This window comes from Rhodococcus sp. BE178, assembly GCF_050433545.1.
Classification (GTDB): domain Bacteria; phylum Actinomycetota; class Actinomycetes; order Mycobacteriales; family Mycobacteriaceae; genus Prescottella.
In genome coordinates this window covers 148192-168972 of the sequence record NZ_JBNPXA010000014.1, presented here as the reverse complement: position 1 = coordinate 168972, position 20781 = coordinate 148192, and the positions used below count along the sequence as shown (strand labels likewise).

Here is a 20781-nt window from a genome sequence, read left to right as displayed (position 1 = left end):
GACCCCATGACCAACACCAACCCCATCGTCGGATACGTCGTCCTGGCGAAGCGGAAGGGCTTCCATCAGTCCGTCGGCGCGGTCTGGCCCGACCGCGACTACGTCGAGAACCGGCGCGACGAACTCGCCACGGAGGCGAAGCGCAAGGGCTACGACATCGAGTACATCGTCGGTGAGATCAGGGGGTGCGCATGACGGAGACCTTCACGGCGTGGACGTCCTGCCCTCACTGCAACGCTGTCGACTGTCACCGCCTTCGCGCTCCACGTGGATTCAGCGAGGGCGACCCGGCGCACGCTCGGCAGAAGCGATTCGCAGAAATGTCGGGCTACGTCCACCGACCCGAGCCTAGGAAGCTAATCCGCTGCGAGGAGCAGGGGTTTGAAGTCATCCGAACGTGCACTGTCTGTGGACACGAGTGGGGGCAGATGTGACCGACCAGTTCTTCATGACGCGCGCCGAGATGGAGAGCCTGCAGTCCCTCCTTCGCGAGGTCCCTGACGTGGTGGATGATCTGGCCGTGCAGCTCACTCGCCAGAGCGCATGCGCTGTCGACGGGTCGGGCATCGCCTCCGGATCAGATGAGCAGCCGCTGCCCTTCAATGTCGCCGCGGCTGATGCCAGAGACCTACTCACAGCCACCCTCGGTTCATGGGCGCGCCACGTCTGCGAGCACCGAGCGCGCAGCTATGACGGCGGCGGCGAGGCGGCCGCTATCGCCGCGTGGCTGGATCGGTACGTGACGTCGCTCGCCATGACGCCCGGTTGCGAGGAGGCTGAGGACGAGATCCGGTACGCAGTGCGGCAATGCCGGCGAGCGTGCGACATCCCCGAGGATCGGGCGGTGCTCTACATCGACCCCGCGCTGATCCCGAAGCTTGAGGCGTTGGAGCTGTCGGCGAAGGACTGCGCCAGCACTGCCACGAACGCGGGTATTCCGATGACCAAGCGGAGGGTCGACCAACTGAGCGAGTCGAAGAAGGTGAAGCCGGTCCGGGTGGGCGACAAGCGGGGCGAGTTCATCTACCGACTCGGGGATGTGTTGGACGCCAACGGCACACCGCTACGCGCTGACCTCGGACGGGAGGTTCGTATGGTAGGCTGACGCCTGCAAGGGTGCGAGAATTGACCGATCAGGTCGTCGCACCCTTTCGGCGTATCTGGGGGAAGATCCCGGATCGCCCTAACTCCCCGCCGTCCTCCGGGCCTGGCGGGGATTCTGCTTCCGGGACACCTTCAGTCGCTGCCGCTTCCCGGCGCGACCAGCCGCCAACGCGGCAGTCCCGGCCACCCCGCGAGCAGCTTGCCAGCGCCCGGGGATACCGCGCCCCACCGATCAACCTCCCCCGAGGATCGGTGGGGCGCGCAGACTTCCGCCCACGCAGTCATCGACATTGGCCTGACGAGCGCTGCGTGGGCGGGACACTCTTCCACCCGGGTTCACGTCACTCCGCCGCGGCAACCCGTACGCGGCGGGAGCGAAGCCGCACACTGATCCGCTGCTTTTGCCGGCAGTGGTGGTGCGGCTGCTCGGGTGGGTTCAACTTCAGGAGGGGTGAGCATGATCAGCGTTCTCGCTTGCCGGGGCATCGGTGAGCCTATGCAGGGCAACATGTGCAGCGCGGTCACACGCCACCTGGACCCGACTCGCTTCCGTGTCCGCGAGGTCCCCTGGCCGGCCAGCTACGGTGTTGTCCCGCTACCGATGGGTCCGGCATTCGACGAGTCCCTGCGTACTGGCCGCGAGCTGCTGCTGCGCATGATCGACGAGGACCCGAATCCGGTGCTGCTGCTCGGCTACTCGGGCGGCGCAGCGCTTGCTGGGAACGTGGCCGCCGAGGTAGCTGCCGGGAAGCATCCACGCCTCGAGGTTGTCGGGTGCGGGCTGATCTCCGACCCGTTCATGCCGAACTGGGCATCGTCAGCCCCGTCTATCTGGGGGATTGCAGGACACCGCACAATCCACCACCGGTTGCCGACATACTGGGCCGCCGACCCTACTGACGCGATCTGCTGCTGCCCCGCCAACTCACCGCTGCGCACCGTCGCCGACCAGACCCGCGCCTTCAGCGTCTCGAACTTGCTCGGCTGGGGCGTTGACCTCGTCGGCCGGCTGCAGCGGCAGGAGTGGCAGCAGGTTGCGATCAACTGGCGCGATCGGGATGAGGTGCACCGTATCTACGCGCAGGCTGGGCACGACCTCGAGGGGTACCTACGCCGCGGTGATCACCAGAGCTACGCGCTGCGCACCAAGCCGGGCACGGGCGTCACCTACACGACCTGGCTCGCGGGTCAGATCAACGAGCTCGGGAGGCGGCGGAGCTGATGGCCCGCGCTCGCAACCGCGTCTGCTCACGTCCGGGGTGTCACCGCATACAGCCAGCCGCCATGTGCCCAGAGCACACCAGGCAGGCCGAGCAGGCGCGAGGCACCAGCGCGGCACGCGGATATGGGTACCAGCACCAGCAGAACAGAGCCGCATGGGCGCCGAGGGTGGCAGCCGGGGCTGCGTACTGCTGGCGCTGCAGGCGGCCCATCCAGCCCAGCCAGCAATGGGACCTCGGCCACGACGACCGCGACCGCACCAGGTACCGCGGTCCCGAGCACGTCGGATGCAACCGGGCGACCGCCGGCAGGCGCACCCAGGGGGGATGACCCCCAAGGGGCACGTCTCCCTGACCGCGGGGGAGGGCGCAAAACCGCGCGGATAGTTCAGACATTGCCGGAGGCGCGACGCCGACGGCTCCCCGACTGTGGCGCGACGCCGCTGAAGGAGTGATCGCAGATGGCACGTGGAGGAGCTCGCAACAGGTCTGGCCCACAGATTGATCCAGCCTCGGCGCGGAGCGATCGCCGCGGGCTGTCGTTCGTCACCCTCCCGAGCGAGGGGTTCACCGACAAGGCTCCGGACTGGCCGTTCCCGAAGGGCTCGACGCGCGAACGTGCCGTATGGCGCAAGGCGTGGACGTACCCACAGGCGGCGCAGTGGATCAAGGAGCCGTGGCGGTGGGAGACGATCGCGATGTGGGTCCGCTGGAAGGTCCGCGCCGAGTCGGCCGAGGCATCTGCTGCTGACGCCTCGGTCCTGCATCGCTTCGCTGACCAGATCGGCATGACGCCGGCAGGAATGCGTGAGAACGGCTGGACGATCTCTGCCGATGAGGTAGCCGAGGTTCGCGCTGAGAAGTCGGCGCCGGCAGCCGCGGATACGAGCTCGGGGCCGACGCGACGGTTGCGGTCGGTGTCCGGTGGAGGAGCTTGACGGTTTCCTCGTTGACTTCCCGACTCTGGGAGACCTGGGTGAGGCCTGGATTCGGCGACACTGCAGAGTGCCAGACGGCTACAAGCGCGGAGCTGAGTTCGTCTGGTCTGACTGGCAGTTCTGGTGTGCGGCGAAGTACTACCAGGTGCGCCCGGGAGTCGAGTGGGGTGTCGACGAGGCCGGCGTGGCCGAGCCCCTGTTCAACCAGGCGTTCACCTACCGGCGTGCGCAGATCGTGGCTCCCCAGAAGACCGGAAAGGGTCCGTGGGCCGCGTCGATGACATGCCTCGAGGCAGTCGGGCCCTCGCAGTTCTACGGCTGGGCCGAGAAGGGCGACGGCTACGCCTGCTCCGACTGGGGCTGCAACTGCGGCTGGGAGTACGAGTACCTACCCGGCGAGCCAATGGGGATGCGGCATCCTTCGCCAGTCATCCAGTTGACCGCGAACAACGAGGACCAGGTCGGCAACGTCTACCGTCCGCTCACGGCGATGATTCGCCTTGGCCCGCTTTCGGATCTGATGTTCCCTCGCGAGGGATTCATTCGTATTGCTGGTGAGGTCGGCGGCGATGATTTCGACCGCATCGATGCTGTGACGTCAAGTGCTCGTGGCCGACTGGGTAACCCGGTCTCCTGGGTGCTGCATGACGAGACCGGGCTGTACACGGTGAACAACAAGATGGTCGGCGTTGCGGAGACTCAGCGCCGCGGTGCCGCCGGCATGGGCGGCCGCACGATGGAGACCACGAACGCGTGGGACCCGTCGCAGAACTCGACCGCACAGCGAACGTACGAGTCGCGAGCAACGGACATCTTCAAGTTCTACCGAATCCCGCCGAAGGGGCTCTCGTGGGGCAATAAGCGTGACCGCCGCAAGATCCTGAAGTACGTCTACGCCGGGTCGCCATGGGTGAACCTCGACTCGATCGAGGCCGAAGCTCTCGAGCTCAATGAGACGGATCCTGCCCAGGCCGAGCGATTCTTCGGGAACAGGCTGGTCTACGGCCAGGGATCGTGGCTTCGAGATGGGTTGTGGGAGGCGCAGTATGACGCGGCTCTGGCTGCCCAATCCTGATCCAGGTACGCCCATCTCGGTCGGCGGCGACGGCTCGGAGAACAACGACTGGACCGCGCTTCGATGCGAGACCCGCGACGGTCATCAGTTCACTCCGCGTTATGGCCCAGACCGCCGGCCGACGATCTGGAATCCCGCCGAGTGGGGTGATCAGATCCCGCGTGGGGAGGTCCATGCGGCCGTCGACGAGATCTTCTCGACATGGAAAGTCGAGCGGTTCTACTTCGACCCGCAGGACTGGTATTCCGAGATCGGCGACTGGGCACTCGAATACGGCGATGAGCACGTCTTCGAGTGGCCGACGAACAAGGTCGACCGCATGTTCCATTCCATCCGCCGGTTCGAGACCGACCTCGCGTCGGGGCGGACGACGCAGGACGGATGCCCTATCACTGCCGTGCACATCGCCAACGCTCGCAAGGTCGCGAAGCCGGGGCAGAAGTACATCCTCGGCAAGCCTGCCGACCACCAGAAGATCGACGCCGCGATGGCGTCAATCCTCGCCCACGAAGCCGCCGCCGACGCCCGCGAGGCCGGATGGGCGGATCCCGTCAGTAGCCGAATGATCGTGATGTAGAGGGGTGATTTAGCAGATGCCTGAAGCTGTCGATCTCATCCCGATCCTGGAAAAGGGCCTCGCGGCCGACGCTGCCAATCTGACGAAGTACGACAACTACCTCGAGGGTGAGCAGCCCTTGAAGTACATGTCCGAGGCTATGCGGGAGGAGATCGGCGATACCGTTGCCGAGCTCGTCCTCAACTGGGCCCGACTCGTTGCAGACGCCTACGAGTCCCGGCTCGATGTCGAAGGATTCCGCTACGCGGACTCTGATGTCGAGGACTCGGATCTGTGGGCCGGCTGGCAGTACAACGACATGGACGAGCAGTCCCAGCAGGGGCATCTCGATTCCATCGCGCTGTCGCGCTCGTACGTGCTGATCAGCGCGAACGAAGAGCCAGACAAGCCGCCTCGGAACACGATCGAGTCCCCGTTCCAGGTGTGGGCCCGCCGGGATCCGAAGACCCGCAGGGTCTCGAGCGCGATCAAGAAGTGGAAGGACGCCGACGACGTCGAACACGTCCTGGTGTTCACGCCCAGTGAGACACAGGAGTTCGTCAAGAAGGCCGGCAAGTGGGCTAAGGGTGAGTTCTCTGACCCGCACAACTTCGGGATCGTCCCGGTCGTCCCTCTGGTGAATCGCCCCCGCATCCTGCGGCCAGACGGCACAACCGAGTTCCGCGACATCATCCCGCTCGCCGACGCGGCGAACAAGATGGCCACCGACATGATGGTGTCGGGCGAGTTCCACGCCATGCCGCGACGATGGGCATTCGGGTTGAAGCAGTCCGATTTCGTCGACCGCAACGGAAACCCGCTCTCGACCTGGTCGAAGGTCAAGTCGCGACTATGGGCGAACGAGAACCCAAACATCAAGGTCGGCCAGTTCGACGAGGCGGACCTGACTGTCTTCCACAACACGATCAAGCTCCTCGCGCAGCTCACCTCGCAGATCGCTGCGCTACCACCGCATTACATGGGCTTCGTTGGCGACAACCCGACATCGGCTGACGCGATCCGCTCGTCGGAGACGCAGCTGGTGAAGCGGGTCGAGCGGAAACACACCTTCCTGGGCGGAGCTTGGGAGGAGGCGCAACGCATCAACCTGATGTACCTGCGTAGGTCGCCCGAGCTCGAGGATCGCGACTACCAGATCGAGACGGTCTGGCGCGATCCATCGACACCGACGGTCGCGCAGAAGGCGGACGCCGCGGTCAAGAAGTATGAGTCTGGCATCGTGCCGCTCGAGCAGACGCGCATCGACCTCGGGTACTCGGCGACACAGCGAGAACAGATGCGCCGCATGGACGACGAAGCCTCTGCAGCCGGCGCGATAGCACGGTTCGCACGACCGGGGCCCGGCGATGATTCCTGATGCCGCCGTTGAGTATTACCGCGGCCAACAGGAGTTAACGCTCGAGGCGCTCGCGATCGCCACGGACATATGGGGCTCACGCCCGCCACGGGACTTCGACGCCTGGTTCGACCAGAACATCGAAGCGTTGGTGGAGTTGGTCATCGTCGCCCAAGGGCGTGCTGCCGCTTCCGCTGACGGCTACGTGGTCGATGTGCTCGACGAGCTTGGCACACCTGTGGCCGCTGAAGTTGAGGCTGTCACTGCTGGTCTCGTTGGGGTTGCGTCGGACGGCCGCGCGCTGGACTCGCTGATGTACGGCGCCGTCATTACCGCGAAGGGTCGCGTGGCTGAAGGTGCCGGCGTTGCGCAGGCGTGGGATTCCGGGCTTGCGGCGCTCGTGCGGAGGGTGCAGACGCAGATCGCGGATGCCGCCCGTGTGTCGACTGGATTGTCGATCACCGCGCGGCCGCGAGTCGGATACGTGCGGATGCTCAACCCACCCGCATGTTCCCGATGCGTGGTGTTGGCGGGGAAGTTCTACCGCTACAACGTCGGGTTCCGTAGGCATCCCGGGTGCGACTGCCGGCACATCCCGTCACGCGAGGATCGCTCCGACGATCTCCGCACCGACCCGAAGGCGTACTTCGACGGCCTCTCTGAGGAGCAGCAGGACAAGCAGTTCACGATCGCGGGAGCCCAAGCGATCCGGGATGGCGCTGACATCAACCAGGTCGTCAACGCCCGCCGCGGTGCGCACGGTCTCGACGTCGCCGGCCGACTGCAGCGCCGCGACGTGTACGGCCAGCAGCTGCACACGACGACTGAAGGCGTCACCAAACGCGGTCTCGCCGGGAAGGCGATCATCACCCGCGGCCGCAGTCCGAAGACCACGCCCCGGTTGATGCCGGAAGCGATCTACGAACTCGCGGGATCCCGTGAGGAAGCGCTGAAGCTGCTCCGGATGAACGGGTACGTCCTCGACCGCCCCGGAGCACCGCGTGCTGGTGCGACTTCCCCCAACTTCACATCAACGTCGCGACGCGACGGCCTCGTTCGGGCTGCTGATGGCGGTGGAAAGGGGCCGACGAAGCCGCCCATCAACGGGCGGGCGGTGTCGGTCGGTGATGACGACAGGTCGTGGCGGGTCCCGGATGACGAGGTCCCCGAGTCGTATCCCGAGATGCTCACCGGCGGTGCCGTGCACTTCCTGCCGAAGGATCGTCCAGACGTCGCGAGCAAGGCGGTGCACATCATCGTCGGCGATGACAAGGGCGGCGGCCACGGCGATGGAGCAGGTAAGGGGAAGTCGGAGTTCACGGGCTGGACGGATCACGAGGTGCTCGCTGCCATCGACCTCACGCTGGTTGCCCCGTACTCGGTCGAGCGGATCGGTAGCAAGCTGTTCTTCCGGCGCGTGGTGAACGGTATACCGGTCGAGGTTCTCGTCGCCGCGCGCAAGCCGACGCCCACCCTCCAAACCGGATACCCGAACAAGGAAGCCCTGAACTCGATCAAGAACGGGAAGGGCAAACTACGATGGGGAATGTGAACAGCGTGAAGGAGCTCGCCGACGCCCTCGTGGCGGACGGACGTTACTTCATGCCACGCGATAACGGGGACACCCCCCTGAGCGCCTACCATGCCGGCGAGTACCAGATTGCGGTGGTCATGGCGTTCGAGGAGGCCGCCGAGAAGAGCCTCCCAATGCCGGCGGACTACCAACAGGCGGCGCTCGACCTGATCGTCAACCGGCCCGGAGCCGACGAGATCGATGCCGAAGCGCTAGAAGTCGCGATCGACGAGCTTAGATCTGCAACCACGTAACTCGCTCCACTCAACGAAGGCCCCGAGAGCATCTGCTCCGGGGCCTTCGTCGTACCCACATGCTTCCGGCCGGCGCGATGCCGCATCCGGACAACCCCCGCGATGGAGGAACCCACCCATGAGCACACCCAGCGAACCGACCCCAATGCCGTCACCTGCTCCGCAGCCGGTCGAGCCCAAGGCTCCGGATTCGCCACTCGGCGAACCGGGGCTGCGAGCACTTCAGGCCGAGCGCGAAGCTCGAGCCGAATCCGATCGCAAGGCCGCGGAACTGCAGCAGCAGATCGACGAGATCAACGCAGCGAAGCTAACCGAGCTCGAACGCGCCCAGCAGGAAGCGCAGGCCGCCGCTGAGGCGCGGCAGGTGGCCCAGAGTGACGCGAGCGAGAAGGCTGCCGAGGCGGCACGTCTGCGCTTCGCCCTCGCGAACGGTGTTCCCGCCGCATGGGTCGATCGACTCAACGGTGACACCGCCGAGGAGCTCGCCGCCGACTGGGAGTCGCTCAAGCCCACCCTCGTCCCGTCGGTCGATCCGAACGCGCCCCGCGTTCCCGCACCGCTTCCCCATGCCGGCCCACAAGGCGGACCGCCGCAGACGGAAGACGACCTTCTGTACGAGCAGATCTACGGACCCAGAAAGTGAGGCCCTGACATGGCCGAATACATCCCCATCCGGAAGCCCGGCGCAGCCCTTGTCTCGCAGGCATCCGCCTCGATCACAGGCGGCCAGCTCGTCGCAGTTTCCGGCAACGGCACCGTGGCACCGGCAGGCGCAGCGTCGTCTGCGTGGCTCGGTGTCGCCGCCTTTGACGCCGTGTCCGGCGACAAGGTGACGATCCATGCCGTCGGCGAGCACGAGCTCACCGCTTCGGGCGCGATCGCCGCTGGCGCCGTTGTGATCTCCGCCGCCGCCGGTGCGGTCGCGGCGATCGGCGCCGGAACCGACTACTCGCAGGTCGTCGGCGTCGCCGTCTCGGCAGCAGCCGCCGGCAAGGTCCGCGTCGTCCTGCGCTGACCCACCCATTCATCCCCTGGAGTCGTGAGACTCCGGACCACAAAGGAGGGGCCGCATGGCCATCACCTACCCCCCGGCGCCGCCCACGTACTCCGGCGACTTCCAGACCGTCAGCCGCTTCCTGGCGACGCCCACCCTGGTCTCCCGGCGCGCGACCGAGCTTGCGTCCCAGCGGTTCATCTCGGACGTGCTGCTGACCGCCCGCACCGATGTGCAGGGCGGCGCCATCGTCTTCGATCAGGACGACCCGCTGTACACCGAACGCCCTGTCGAGATGATCTCGCCCGGCGGCGAATATCCACAGACTGGACTCGCCGAAGGCGTCCCTCAGGCCGTGAAGGTCAACAAGTGGGGCCAGGACGTGCCGATCACGGACGAGAAGATCAAGCGCTCGAACTTCGCCGCTGTCGAGAAGGCGCTGACCCGCCTGGTGAACACCGCGGTGAAGAACTGTGACTCGATCGCCCTGTCCCTGATCGCCTCTCAGGTCACGCAGACTCAGGCGGCCACCGATGGCGTGTGGTCGACGTCGACGAAGATCCTGCGCGACATCATGCTCGCCAAGGCGAAGATCATCGGCGCGAACAAGGGCTACGACCCCAACGTTCTCGTCGTCGACGACGTCACCTGGGCGTACCTCGCGTCGGATCCGGCAATCCAGACCGCCCGGGCCCGCGAGGACGCCTCGAACACCGTCTACACCGGCGACTTCCCGGTCATCGCAGGCCTGACAATCCTGCCGACTCCGAACCTGCCTGCGCCCGGCGCATGGGTCCTCGACACCAACGCGCTCGGCGGCATTGCCGACGAGAAGCTCGGCGGCGGATACACCGGCGAGACGATCGAGACGAAGTCGATCCGCGACGAGGACAACGACCAGTGGAAGGTCCGAGCCCGCCGCGTCTTCGTCCCGTACGTCAGCGAGCCCGCCGCGGCCGTCAAGATCACCGGCGCCACGGCCTGAGAGGGGCAACTATGAGCCACATCGTCACCGCTCCTCTCGTGGGAGTGAACGGCGCCGACGGCAAGGTCAAGTACCTCTACCGCGGCACCATCGTTCCGTCGGACGTCACCAACGACGACGTCGCCCGCCTGGTCGCCGACGGTCTCGTCGCGCCGACCGAGGACACCCCGAAGCCGACCGGCCGACGGGCGGCTGGAGGAAAGAATGACAGCGCCAGCGCTGAATCTGGTCGAACGGAGTGATGTCGAGGCTCGGCTTGGGGAAACCCTCGCCGAGCCCGAGATCGCCCAAGTCGATTCCCTGATCGAGTACGCATCCGACAAGCTTCGGGCGCTCGTCGAGGATATCGACGAGCGAATCGCAAGCGGCGCACTCCGGTTCGGCCTCGTGCGCGGAACCCTCGTCACTGCTATCTGCCGCGCACTGGACACCCTCCGCATCGGCATCAGGGTCCGCAGTGAGCAGTACCCGGAGATCTCGACCACGTACGCCGACTCTGACGCATCGCTGGTGTACTTCACCGACGACGAGCTCGAACCGCTGCAGCCGTCGGGCGCGGGTGACGGCGGCGCCTTCTCGATCAGGCTCGGCTGATGGCGAGACTTCCGGAGAAGTGGGTGCTGCTGGTCGACAGTGACCCCACCATCGATCCAGCAACCGGGAACCGGATTCCCGGCCTGCCGCGTGAGATTGAGTGGACGGGGCTGCTGCAGCAGCGGCAGCTGACGTCGTCGTCGATCGACGTCGGCAACGTTGAGTTCGACGACGGCCACGAAACATCCGGGTTCGTGCTGCTGCTCAACCCGGGTATCCCGGTGATGCCGCAGCGCCGGGACCGGTTCCGCGGCGCTGACGGCACCGTCTATCACGTCATTGGCACCCCGCGGCCCCGGCGTCCGGCACGCGGCTCGCGCCGCGTCGCGTACATCGCCGCCATTGTGCGCAACGCATCCGATATGAAGGAGTAACTCATGGCCAACAAGGCAGAGCACGACAACGATATCGTCGAGTACGTCGAGGACGGACAGAAGTGCTGGGCCGCACGCGGTTCACGCGCCTACCAGAACCGCAATGACATCCGTTCCCCGCGGCCGGTCGCCGAGGTGGCGAAGGCCCGTGCGGACGATGCCGGCAACGCAGGCGTCACGCAGAAGCCCTGACGATGGCAGCCCGGGTGAGGATCTTCCGTGATATCGCAGCCCGCGAAGCCCGCTGTATCTCGACGGCGCGCCGGCAGGAGATCGCCGAGCAGATCGCCGACGATGCCCGCGCCACGGCACCCGTCCTGACCGGCGAGTATCGGGATGGAATCGGCGTCGAAACCAATGGCGATCGAGTGTTCGTCGTCGACGATGACCCCGATGGGGTGTTCAAGGAGTACGGCACCAGCGACACTCCCGCCCACGCGGCCCTGACCGACGCAGCGCGTCAGCAAGGCAAGTACAGCGGGTGGCGACCGAGAGGCAGGCGATAGCGATGACTCCGCCGATCCCGTTCGCGCCCGGCGCTGTTCGTCAGTTCCTGCTGTCGAAGCCGGAGTTCACCGACTTAGTGCCCGGCACCTCGGTGTCGACGCGCAATGTCCCGGATCCGATCGCCGGACCGTTCGTCACCCTCGCCGCGCCCGGCAATGTCGGAATCGACCCGATGCTCCGTAAACCGATCGTGCAGATCAATGCGTGGGCCCCGAAGATCGAGATCCTCGGCGGCACCACCGATCCTGAAGAGCTCACCTGGAACATCGCTGCGATGGCTGGCCAGCTCGTCGGCCGCGCCCGCACCGTCTCGTTCCGCGGTTCGGCATGGTCGGGCCGGTGGGTCGACGGGCCGATCACGATGGTCGACACCGTGCGCGGTGCCGGCCTCCCACTGTTCCGCGCCGTCGTCCGCGTGGAACTGAAGATGCGCGCGCCCCGCCAGTAGGGATGCCGCGCCCCACAGTCGTCCCATCCCGGGTGCCTGCCTGGCACGCCCGGGATGGGACTCCCGCATGTGCTCACCACTCGTGAGCAGGAATCAGGAGGAAACACGTGAGCACTCACGCCAATCCCGAAAAGGCATACGTCTGGCTCGACGGCGACGTCTACCGCGCGCCCGCCGGCACCCCGATGCCCACTGACCCGTTCGCCAATGCACCGGTCAGCGGTACCGCCCCCGGTATCACCTGGGATGCGTTCGGCGGCATCGAGGCTGGGTTCGAGGTCAACCCGAGCCGGGACATCAAGACGCTGCCGGTGTGGAACCGCCGCGAGGCGCCGTACAAGGTCGTCAAGGGCCCGCTCGAGGAGCGCATCAAGCTGCGCGCGACCGACTACTCGAAGGCCACGGTCCTCACCGCACTGCAGGGTGGATCGATCGCCGAGACCTCCACCGGTTCCAAGGTCTTCCAGTGGAACCCGGGCCAGGATGAGGACTTCGCCATTCAACTCCTGCTCCGCGACGACGACGGCACCGCGGGCTTCTACTGCAGCCGGGTCACCCTGACGACCCCGCCGCCGCGTGTGTTCGGCGGCGAGAGCCTGGACGGTTTCGAGTTCGAACTCCTCGCTCTCGACAAGGTTGTCCCGCTGACCAGCTTCAACCCGCTCGCACCCTAGGGCCGTCCCGGCTCTGTGAACCCACCCGGTAGGGGTTGTCACCCCCACGTGCACCGGGCCCGCCCCTACCGGGTGGGCACCAGGGCCCGGCGCGCCCCACCCCTGACAACGAAAGGCCTGGTGCACCCATGCCCAAGAACGCCCCCAAGGTTGACGACGCTGCAGACGAGCGGATCGAACTGACCGACGAATGGGCCGTCGAAGAGCAGCCGCCCGTCAAGGTATCGCTGTTCGGCAAGCCCTACGACATCCGGTGCGACTACACCGGTGCCGAGGTGCTCGAGTTCTCCCACCTCCTCCAGAAGGAGTACAAGGTCGGGAAGGACGGCAAGGCCTCCTTGGATGCGATCACGGAGCTATGGGAGGAGCGGTTCGCGTTCATCCTCACTGCTGGTGACGCCCGCCAGTTGGCCATCGACATCGGTGAGCAGAACGCGGGAGTCGCCGACCGGCTGATCAACCAGATCTACAAGCACGCCGGAATGCTCGACGCCGAGGGAAACTTCAAGGCGCTCTAGCACTCCTCCTCACGAAGGAGGGCTGGAGCGCCACCTATGCGGGCTTCCGGCACCACTACCACCTCGATCTGCGTGAGCAGCTACGCACGCTCGCATGTCGGGATCTCGTGGTCCTGATCGAGGAGCTGCCGGACGAGTGGAGTTTCGAAGCGGAGAACATGGCGATGTTCCTCGACCGCTTCGACTTCTTCCTCCGCTCCGAATATGCCTCATGGATCACCGATCCCGATGACCCCGAGGTGAAAGCCGAACGCGCCCTGCGGAAGAAGCGGGGCATCAAGCCGCCGCAGCAGCCACTGATCCCGCCGGTGGCGTGGCGGCCCGGACCGATCGCCGATCTGCGCCGCGAACTGTACGAGGCGGCCGTCGAACTCCACACCCCATCAGTGCCGGATCCGGGCCGCAAGCTCGGCAGCCGCGATTTCGCGGCGCTACTAGCTGGCGGCTAACCCCTCGTTTCCATTCGACCTCAAGGAGGTACGTCATGCCCGGTGGTCGGATAGACATCGAGGTCGCGCCGGATCTCAAGGGCTTCAACACGAAGCTCGAGTCCGGGCTGCGCGGCGCGGTCGGTGTGGCGTCGAAGATCGGCGGTCTGATCGGTGTCGGTGTCGGCGCCGGGGTGGCGTTCCAGAAGGTCATCTCGATCGGCAACGACTACACGAACACCCTCAACACCATGCAGGCCGTCTCGCAGGCGACGGCCGACCAGATGGCGGCCGTCGGCCAGCGGGCGAAGGAGCTCGGCAACGACGCCTCGCTACCGAACGCGTCTGCATCCGATGCAGCAGCGGCGATGACCGAACTTGCCAAGGGCGGCTTCTCGGTCCAGCAGTCGATGGATGCGGCGAAGGGCACCCTGCAGCTCGCAGCGGCGGCCCAGATCGATGCTGCATCGGCGGCCACGATCCAGTCACAGGCACTGCAGGCATTCGGCTTGGACGCCGGTAACGCAGCCCATGTCGCCGATGTCCTGGCCAATGTGTCGAACGCGTCGTCTGGTGAGATGACGGACTTCGCGTACGGGCTGCAGCAGGCCGGCACCGTGGCCAATGGCTTCGGCGTCTCTATCGAGGACACCAGCGCCACCCTGGGCATGCTCGCGAACGCCGGCATCTCGGGGTCCGATGCCGGAACCCTACTCAAGACGTCACTGCTCGCGCTGACCGACCAGGGCAAGCCCGCCCAGGCCGCGATCGAAGAACTCGGCCTGAAGGTCTACGACGCGCAGGGCAAGTTCATCGGGATGCGGTCGCTGCTCGAGCAGCTCAAGACGGCGTCCGGGAAAATGAGCGAGGAGCAGTACCAGGCCGCGACCGCGACCCTGTTCGGCTCGGACGCGATGCGCATGGCAAGTATTGCCGCCGAGAACGGCGTCGCGAGCTTCGACAACATGCGCGCCGCGGTTGATCGGCAGGGCGCGGCAGCCGAGGTCGCTGCGGCGAAGACTCAAGGTCTTCCGGGCGCAATCTCGAAGGTGCAGAACTCTGCTGAGAATCTGGCGCTCGAGCTGTATGACCTGATCGACGGCCCGCTCGAATCGTTCGCGAAGGGCGCTGCGGAGAAGATCGAGGCCGCCACCCCGGTGATCGTGGATGGGCTGTCAACCGCTGGCGACGCCGTGGCCACCGTCGGTAAGTCCTTCCTGGCACTCCCCGGGTTCGTGCAGGTCGGTATGGGTGCACTCGCCGCCATCAAGGGTTTCGGGCTCGACGACACAGCTGGCTCGTTCTTCGACGGCATCAAGGAGAAGCTGGCGGGCTTCCGGGACGAGATGGAGGTCCAGAAGTCTCTGGCGTCCGAGAGTTCCGACGAGTACTCGAATTTCGGCGACACCCTGTCGGAGAACGAGGAGCAGATCGGCAACGTCGCTGCCGCATTCTCGACCCTCGAGGCCCGATCTGCGGTAGTCGGAAAGATCGGTGAAGGTTACCGGTCTGTCACGCAGCGAACCTCGGCGTTCGCGGACCGTCAGCGTGCCCTAGCGACGGCGACCGGAGGGCTCGGTTCCCAGTTCCGGCTCGCATCGGCGAATGTTGCGTCGTTCGCTGGTGTTGTCGGCGGCGCTGCTGTGGGTGCGGCGCGCGGGTTCGGGCAGGCAGCCAAGGGTATCGTCAACGCGCTCGGTGGACCGTGGGCTCTCGGCTTCACGGCCGTCACTATGGGTGTCACGGCCTGGATGTCGTCGGTCAACGCAGGGAAGGCTGCAACCCAGGCCTACGAGGATTCGATCCAGCGGATCTCGAAGTCCCAGTCCGAGTTGGGTGACATCTTCGCGCGCTCGAAGGGGTCGTTCGACGATCTCGCCATCGCGAACATGACAAGCCAGGTCACCGACCTCGCACAGTCCTTCGCCGACGCGGCGGAGACCGGCCCCCGCTGGAACGACTACTTCTCGGATGTGGTCGGCGACATTAACCCGTTCACGGCGGGTCGCGGCTACGCAGATGACCGGACTCCAGAGATGGAGCGACGGCGTGATGCTGCGAAGGCGGCGCAGGGGGCCATTGAAGAGCTTGGGATGACCGATCAGCAGGTCGCTCAGGCGATGGCCGATGACTCCACATGGTCGGCAGTCACCGGGAAGCTGCGCGAGATGGGCGACGGCGGCATCAAGGCCTCCGACGACCTGAACGCGATGCGCCAGACAATCATGGACGCACGCACTGTCGCACAGAACACCACGCCCGGGTTCTTCGGCCTGTCGGAAGCAGTGAAGACCCTCGCTGACGATTCGGCATCAGCAGCGGATCGGACGTCTGCGCTGAAGACGGCGCTGGACATCCTGTCGGGCAAGCCGGTCGACGTCGGTGCCGCGATGCAGTCCTACAACCGCCAAGTCCGCGATACTGCCGAGGCGACACAGCAGGCATGGGACCAGACCCAGGGCTGGGCTCAGGCACTGAAGAACGCCGACGGGTCGGTCAATACTTCGACAACCAACGGCGACCGACTCCTGACGTCCCTGAGCGACATCAAGGAAGCCACTCTTCAGGCCGCCGCCTCCGGCGCGGATATGGCCCCTATCTGGGCCCAGAACGAAGAGCAGTTCAAGCAGCTCGCCGCCGCTACCGGTCTCCAGGCCGACGAGATCAGGCGCATGGCGGAGCAGGCCGGACTCGTGCCGAAGGACATCGGGATCTTCGCCTCCCTCAAAGGCGCGGATTCGGTAGAGCAGCAGCTGACAGTCGTTCGGAGTCTCCTCCAGGCGAACGCCGAGGGGATCGAGATCCCGGTCGAGGCGTTGACGCCTGATGCGCTGGCCCGACTTGACGAGGTCGGAGTCAAGATCGACAAGGATATTAACGGCAAGCCTGGAATCGTCAAGCTCACCGCCCCGAACCAGGCCGCCCTCGACGCTATCCAGACGGTGATCGACAAGATCATCCCGAACAAGACGTTCACCATCATTGCCGACTCGCAGGGCGCCGAAGCACGTCTCCGGGCATTCGGTGCGGCAAATATTGCCGGGCCACTACCGGCGGTTCAGTTGGGCGGCAACGCGGATGGGGGGCGTCTACCTGCCTTCGCGGGCGGCGGCCGGATGCCGGCCACCGGTCCGGGCACTGAGCGCACGGACGGCATCTACGCGGTGACGAAGGACGGCCGCGGGATCGCGATGGTCGATGGCGAAGAATGGGTCATCAACTCGGATTCATCCGATCGGTACGACCGCGAGCTTGCGATGATCAACGCGGGCACGTTCCCCAAGCTTCCGGGCTTCGAGTCCGGTGGCCGGATCGCCAGCCAGCGGGCACACGCTGGACTGGCTCCGGAGGCCGGCAAGCCGTACGGCTACGGGCAGGTCGGCAATCCGTCGTGGGACTGCTCGTCGTACTCGTCCCTCGCCTACGCCCTTCTCAAGGGATTGGACGGGTTCACTCGCTGGTACACGACCGAGTCGGACTTCCCCTCGCTCGGCTTCCGGCCTGGTATGGGTCCGTCGTCGGCGCTGAACATCGGCGTCCACAACGGCGGTGGCGGCCCGAACTCGCACATGACGTCAATGCTTGACGGCGTCCCATTCGAGTCGAACTCGGACGGCGTCAAGTACGGCAGCGGCGCATCGCGCCCGGACGATCAGCAGTACGAGAAGCAGTTCCACCTTCCCGCCTCTGCGTTCAATCCTCCGGGCGATGGCTCCGGTTCGGGGGCTGGGTACGGCGGATATGGCCGCAGCGAGAAGAAGGCGACGTGGACCGAGAAGGATGAACTGTCGCTCGATTCGGCACGGATCGCGATCACGCAGGCCCAGGAGGCTCGGGAGCGCACCAACGGGAACCCGAAGAAGACTCAGGCCGATCGGGACCAGGCAGAGAGCAAGGTTGCGCGCGCTGAAGAGCGGGTCCGCTCGCTCGAAGCGAAGAAGCGTGCAGCCGAGACGGGTGCGAATGCAACCCCCGCGCCGCCGGCACCGGAGCTGACGTCATCCCTGACTGATGACGAGATCCAACTGAAGGAGCTGCAGTGGTCGATCGATGAGGCTGACGCCAAACGTAATGAGGTCTACGACGATCCGGAGGCGACCGATCGCGATCGCGAGCGGGCGGATGCGGATCTGCAGAAGGCGATCAACTCTCTTGCTGCGGCGCAGAAGGAGCAGCGCGGGGACTCGTCAACCATCGGCGACATCCTCGGCAACGCCGCGAAGTCTGCGGTCACTGAGACGCTCGGTGGGACTCTCGACTTCTTCGGGGTCCCTGGAGAGAAGATCCTGTCCCTGACTGCATCCGACGCCGGTGGGATGCTGCAGGCCACGCCGCGATCGTTCTCCGACTCCGAGATTGCGAAGCAGGGGCCGGAGGTGCCGGGAACTCCCGAGTGGGCGAAGGCGATGATCGACCAGTTCAATCTGCCGATCCCGTCGAACACCATGCCGCAGGAGTTGCTGACCCCGGCGGCGACACCGGGAACGCAGCAGTGGGCGGACGAGATCATCGAACGCATCAAGGTTCCGACGTTCCTGCGGGATATGGGTGGCGCTCTACCGAATGGTGCGGCGGCACTGAATCTCTCTGGTGATACCGAGTGGGTGCAGACAGCCGCTGATCGCCGCCGCTACGAGGTGGATATGCGGGACCTGGCCGCCCTGCGTGCAGGGGCCAATGGCGGTGGAGTGTCGCCGTCTCAGTTGGATTCGATGCTCGGCGAACTGCAGCGCATCACAGCTCGCCCGTCCGGGCCGCTGGTCAACATCGAACAGATGGTCGCGAACAACGACGACGAGGCGGCGCACGCGATGAGTCGAGAGGCTCGAAGGTTGACTCGATCCGACGCGTTCGTCGGAGGTTGGGGGTAGGTGATGGTCGAGCCGATTCATGACAACACGACGATCGTCTACTACGTCTCGCCGGACGGTGTGGTTCTCCACCTGTCCGGCGGGGCGTCCGCCGGCACGCAGGGATTCACGCTCGGCGAAGGCCCGGAAGGGCTCGGGCACGCCGAGGCCGCAGCAATCTTCGACAAGGGCGCCCGACAGGTCGGCGAGGAGTATGTCGACTCGACGTTCGATCACGGCGAGCTGGATCTGCCGATCTACGTCGAAGGCCGGACCGTCGATGAGTTCCATCGCCGCCGGGACTGGCTGCGGCAGTTGATCAGCCGCGACCGCCAGGGCTGGCTATGCGTCTTCACCACCCTCGGGTGGCGGATGCTGGCCGTACGGCGTGGGTCGATCAAGCCCGCGTACGGATCCGACCCGGCAGTAGACAGGTACGCAGCGTTCGATGTGTTGCTGCATGCAGATCACCCATTCGCGCGCGCATATAACGGAGATGCCAGTGAGTGGGTGAACAAGAACGGTCTGATTGCCAGTGGTCACATGGAGCTCCATCCGGGCCCGGAGGTTGATGGCTGGCCGAAGTTCATGTTCACCGGGCCTGGGATGCTGCAGCTTCTCTATGACGGCATCGATGGCCCGGTCGATCTGAGATTCCCGCCGATCTTCGTAGGCGAGACGCTGAAGATCGACACCGAGTACGGGATGCAGCGCCTGCGCGCGCGGGCGGCGAATGGCAAAGAGCGCAACCTGTGGCCGCTGATGCAGGCCCCAATGGAGCCCTCGCCGATCCCCGCGGGCGTGGTGACAACGGTCCGTTTCTCGGTCGCTGGCGGTAGTGCCGCGACGAAGCTGTGGGGCACGGTCCCGAGATTCCAGGAGGGACTGCTGTGAGTCGTAAGCTCTTCGCCCAGCATGAGAACGAGGACGAGGCGGACCGGCTCCGGTTCGGTCATCCGCGCGCTAAGGTGCGGTTCTACTCGAAGTACCTCGAAATCTGGGGTCCATGCGGCGACTTCCGCGAGCTGAAGTTCAACCACAAGAAGCTGATCCCTGGCGGCCTGTCGATCCTCGTGCCCGAGAACGAGCACTGGACCGAATACTTCTACGGCCAGTCGAAGTATGCGATGAGGCCGATCTCGGTCGACCTGCCCGGCTACCGGACGTTCTGGCTCACGGTCTCGTACAGCCGGGTCCGGCGCCGCGGCAAACGCTGGATCCAGGTCGAGGCCGTCCACGCCCTCGAGTACTTCAACCACATCCACATGTGGCCGGCGTGGTGGCTCCCGCCAGAGCTGCAGCCGCACTCCACCACGGGCGTTGGCCGTGCGATCACGGTCTTGAAGGGTGAGTTGGCTGGCCAGCTCGTCCGCCTGCAGGGATCGCTCTACTCGATCCCGAAGGGCAACTTGTTCGACATGCGGACGTGGAACATATTCCGCAATGCGTTCTGGCCGCTGATGATCAACCCGCGCGGGCTGATCGGCGACAAGTCCCCGGGCGTGATCACCGATGCTCGGATGGACAAGTACTGGGACGTGATGCAGGAGGTCTGCAAGACCGAGAACATCGTCCCGAAGATCGACCTCTACATTCACGGCGAGGATGAGCAGCCGTTCCCAGAGCTGTTCAAACTCGACCGCAACACACTCATCGTGGACTTCGTCTGGAAGCGTCCCGACAAGCCGGTGGCGCACTACCGAGCTGGCAAGTGGTCCCCGGCAGCAGAAGTCGAGCAGGTCACGCATATTCCGATGGCGACGCGTGTGACTGGCGGCGGCAAGTCGCCGGGCTGGCTCAACGACCTAGTCGTGAACGCGGGCAACTTTATTGCTGGTGCGATCGGTACGGCGTTCGGAATCGCCGGGCTGACCTTGGGCGTCCTGACGGACCAGCTCAAAGACAAGTTCATGGCGTTCCACTCGCAGGAAGACCTCAAGCTCGCGAACGAGGCCGGGCCACTGCGGTTCCAGGAGACATTCGTCGCCGGCCAAGGCACCGCACTCTCGCTCGACCTGGCTGCAGCGATGAAGTCCGCAGCGTGGGACAACCGTGGCTACACCTCGCAGAAGATCACGGTCACCAACGGCGCCGACGGCAACTACGTCGGCCGCGACCTCGAACTAGGAGACCAGGCCTCGTACGAGCTACCCGACGGCAGCATCCAGGTCGACTCCCTCGAAGAGATCGAGTACGAGGAGTCACCATCGCGAGTCGGGTTCACGCTGCAGTTCGGATCCGGTGAGGCCGAACGGGAACCGGGCGCACTCGCCCTCGGCAAGCTCCGCAAGTTCAACAGCACTCTGACGCGCGCGATCCTCGGCGGCTAACT

General features: G+C 65.6%; 24 protein-coding genes. All 24 read left to right on the top strand.

Going from position 1 to position 20781, the window contains the following annotated elements; genetic code table 11:
* The first annotated feature begins 6 nt into the window (after positions 1-6).
* The 24 genes from J2X34_RS22140 (at position 7) to J2X34_RS22025 (ending at position 20779) form a co-directional block, all read left to right on the top strand.
* The gene (locus tag J2X34_RS22140; RefSeq protein WP_429519807.1) at positions 7-195 is read left to right on the top strand and encodes a hypothetical protein; all 189 of its coding nucleotides are present in this window, start codon (positions 7-9) and stop codon (positions 193-195) included.
* A gap of 235 nt (positions 196-430) precedes the next feature.
* On the top strand, positions 431-1105 hold the full coding sequence (locus J2X34_RS22135; RefSeq protein ID WP_429519806.1) for a hypothetical protein: 675 nt from the start codon (positions 431-433) through the stop codon (positions 1103-1105).
* A 456-nt stretch (positions 1106-1561) separates the two neighbouring features.
* Positions 1562-2326: a hypothetical protein gene (locus tag J2X34_RS22130; RefSeq protein ID WP_429519805.1), complete on the top strand. Its 765-nt coding sequence runs from the start codon at positions 1562-1564 to the stop codon at positions 2324-2326.
* 459 nt (positions 2327-2785) lie between these two features.
* Entirely contained in the window at positions 2786-3262 is a 477-nt protein-coding gene (locus tag J2X34_RS22125) for a hypothetical protein (RefSeq protein ID WP_429519804.1), read from the top strand.
* A gap of 67 nt (positions 3263-3329) precedes the next feature.
* Positions 3330-4337, top strand: a complete 1008-nt coding sequence (locus J2X34_RS22120; RefSeq protein ID WP_429519803.1) for a terminase — start codon at positions 3330-3332, stop codon at positions 4335-4337.
* Positions 4309-4914 (top strand): terminase, encoded by a 606-nt coding sequence (locus J2X34_RS22115; protein WP_429519802.1) that lies wholly within the window; start codon positions 4309-4311, stop codon positions 4912-4914. Before J2X34_RS22120 ends, J2X34_RS22115 begins: the two co-directional genes overlap by 29 nt.
* A 16-nt stretch (positions 4915-4930) precedes the next feature.
* The gene (locus tag J2X34_RS22110) at positions 4931-6271 is read left to right on the top strand and encodes a phage portal protein (protein ID WP_429519801.1); all 1341 of its coding nucleotides are present in this window, start codon (positions 4931-4933) and stop codon (positions 6269-6271) included.
* Positions 6261-7802 carry a hypothetical protein gene (locus tag J2X34_RS22105; protein WP_429519800.1) on the top strand — a complete coding sequence of 514 codons (1542 nt, stop codon included), beginning with the start codon at positions 6261-6263 and terminating at the stop codon, positions 7800-7802. Before J2X34_RS22110 ends, J2X34_RS22105 begins: the two co-directional genes overlap by 11 nt.
* Positions 7799-8077 carry a hypothetical protein gene (locus J2X34_RS22100; RefSeq protein WP_429519799.1) on the top strand — a complete coding sequence of 93 codons (279 nt, stop codon included), beginning with the start codon at positions 7799-7801 and terminating at the stop codon, positions 8075-8077. The genes J2X34_RS22105 and J2X34_RS22100 overlap by 4 nt, the downstream gene beginning before the upstream one ends.
* 118 nt (positions 8078-8195) lie before the next feature.
* A complete protein-coding gene (locus J2X34_RS22095; protein ID WP_429519798.1) occupies positions 8196-8720 on the top strand; it encodes a hypothetical protein in 525 nt (174 codons plus the stop codon).
* Between the two features lie 9 nt (positions 8721-8729).
* Positions 8730-9092 carry a capsid cement protein gene (locus J2X34_RS22090; protein ID WP_429519797.1) on the top strand — a complete coding sequence of 121 codons (363 nt, stop codon included), beginning with the start codon at positions 8730-8732 and terminating at the stop codon, positions 9090-9092.
* 55 nt (positions 9093-9147) lie between these two features.
* Complete coding sequence (locus J2X34_RS22085; protein WP_429519796.1) at positions 9148-10056, top strand: hypothetical protein; 909 nt, start codon at positions 9148-9150, stop codon at positions 10054-10056.
* Positions 10057-10067: 11 nt separating this feature from the next.
* Positions 10068-10298, top strand: a complete 231-nt coding sequence (locus J2X34_RS22080) for a hypothetical protein (RefSeq protein WP_429519795.1) — start codon at positions 10068-10070, stop codon at positions 10296-10298.
* Positions 10261-10650: a hypothetical protein gene (locus J2X34_RS22075; protein WP_429519794.1), complete on the top strand. Its 390-nt coding sequence runs from the start codon at positions 10261-10263 to the stop codon at positions 10648-10650. Before J2X34_RS22080 ends, J2X34_RS22075 begins: the two co-directional genes overlap by 38 nt.
* Positions 10650-11024, top strand: coding sequence for a hypothetical protein (locus tag J2X34_RS22070; RefSeq protein ID WP_429519793.1), 375 nt, complete (start codon positions 10650-10652; stop codon positions 11022-11024). Before J2X34_RS22075 ends, J2X34_RS22070 begins: the two co-directional genes overlap by 1 nt.
* 3 nt (positions 11025-11027) lie before the next feature.
* Positions 11028-11216, top strand: a complete 189-nt coding sequence (locus J2X34_RS22065; RefSeq protein ID WP_429519792.1) for a hypothetical protein — start codon at positions 11028-11030, stop codon at positions 11214-11216.
* 2 nt (positions 11217-11218) lie between these two features.
* Positions 11219-11530 carry an HK97 gp10 family phage protein gene (locus J2X34_RS22060; RefSeq protein WP_429519791.1) on the top strand — a complete coding sequence of 104 codons (312 nt, stop codon included), beginning with the start codon at positions 11219-11221 and terminating at the stop codon, positions 11528-11530.
* Positions 11531-11532: 2 nt separating this feature from the next.
* A complete protein-coding gene (locus tag J2X34_RS22055; RefSeq protein ID WP_429519790.1) occupies positions 11533-11979 on the top strand; it encodes a hypothetical protein in 447 nt (148 codons plus the stop codon).
* A 107-nt stretch (positions 11980-12086) separates the two neighbouring features.
* Positions 12087-12653, top strand: a complete 567-nt coding sequence (locus J2X34_RS22050; RefSeq protein WP_429519789.1) for a hypothetical protein — start codon at positions 12087-12089, stop codon at positions 12651-12653.
* Between the two features lie 128 nt (positions 12654-12781).
* Positions 12782-13171 carry a hypothetical protein gene (locus tag J2X34_RS22045; protein WP_429519788.1) on the top strand — a complete coding sequence of 130 codons (390 nt, stop codon included), beginning with the start codon at positions 12782-12784 and terminating at the stop codon, positions 13169-13171.
* Between the two features lie 107 nt (positions 13172-13278).
* Positions 13279-13620: a hypothetical protein gene (locus tag J2X34_RS22040; RefSeq protein ID WP_429519787.1), complete on the top strand. Its 342-nt coding sequence runs from the start codon at positions 13279-13281 to the stop codon at positions 13618-13620.
* A 35-nt stretch (positions 13621-13655) separates the two neighbouring features.
* Positions 13656-18470 carry a phage tail tape measure protein gene (locus tag J2X34_RS22035; RefSeq protein WP_429519786.1) on the top strand — a complete coding sequence of 1605 codons (4815 nt, stop codon included), beginning with the start codon at positions 13656-13658 and terminating at the stop codon, positions 18468-18470.
* Positions 18471-19343 (top strand): hypothetical protein, encoded by an 873-nt coding sequence (locus tag J2X34_RS22030; protein ID WP_429519785.1) that lies wholly within the window; start codon positions 18471-18473, stop codon positions 19341-19343.
* Positions 19340-20779 (top strand): hypothetical protein, encoded by a 1440-nt coding sequence (locus tag J2X34_RS22025; RefSeq protein WP_429519784.1) that lies wholly within the window; start codon positions 19340-19342, stop codon positions 20777-20779. Before J2X34_RS22030 ends, J2X34_RS22025 begins: the two co-directional genes overlap by 4 nt.
* Positions 20780-20781: the final 2 nt, after the last annotated feature.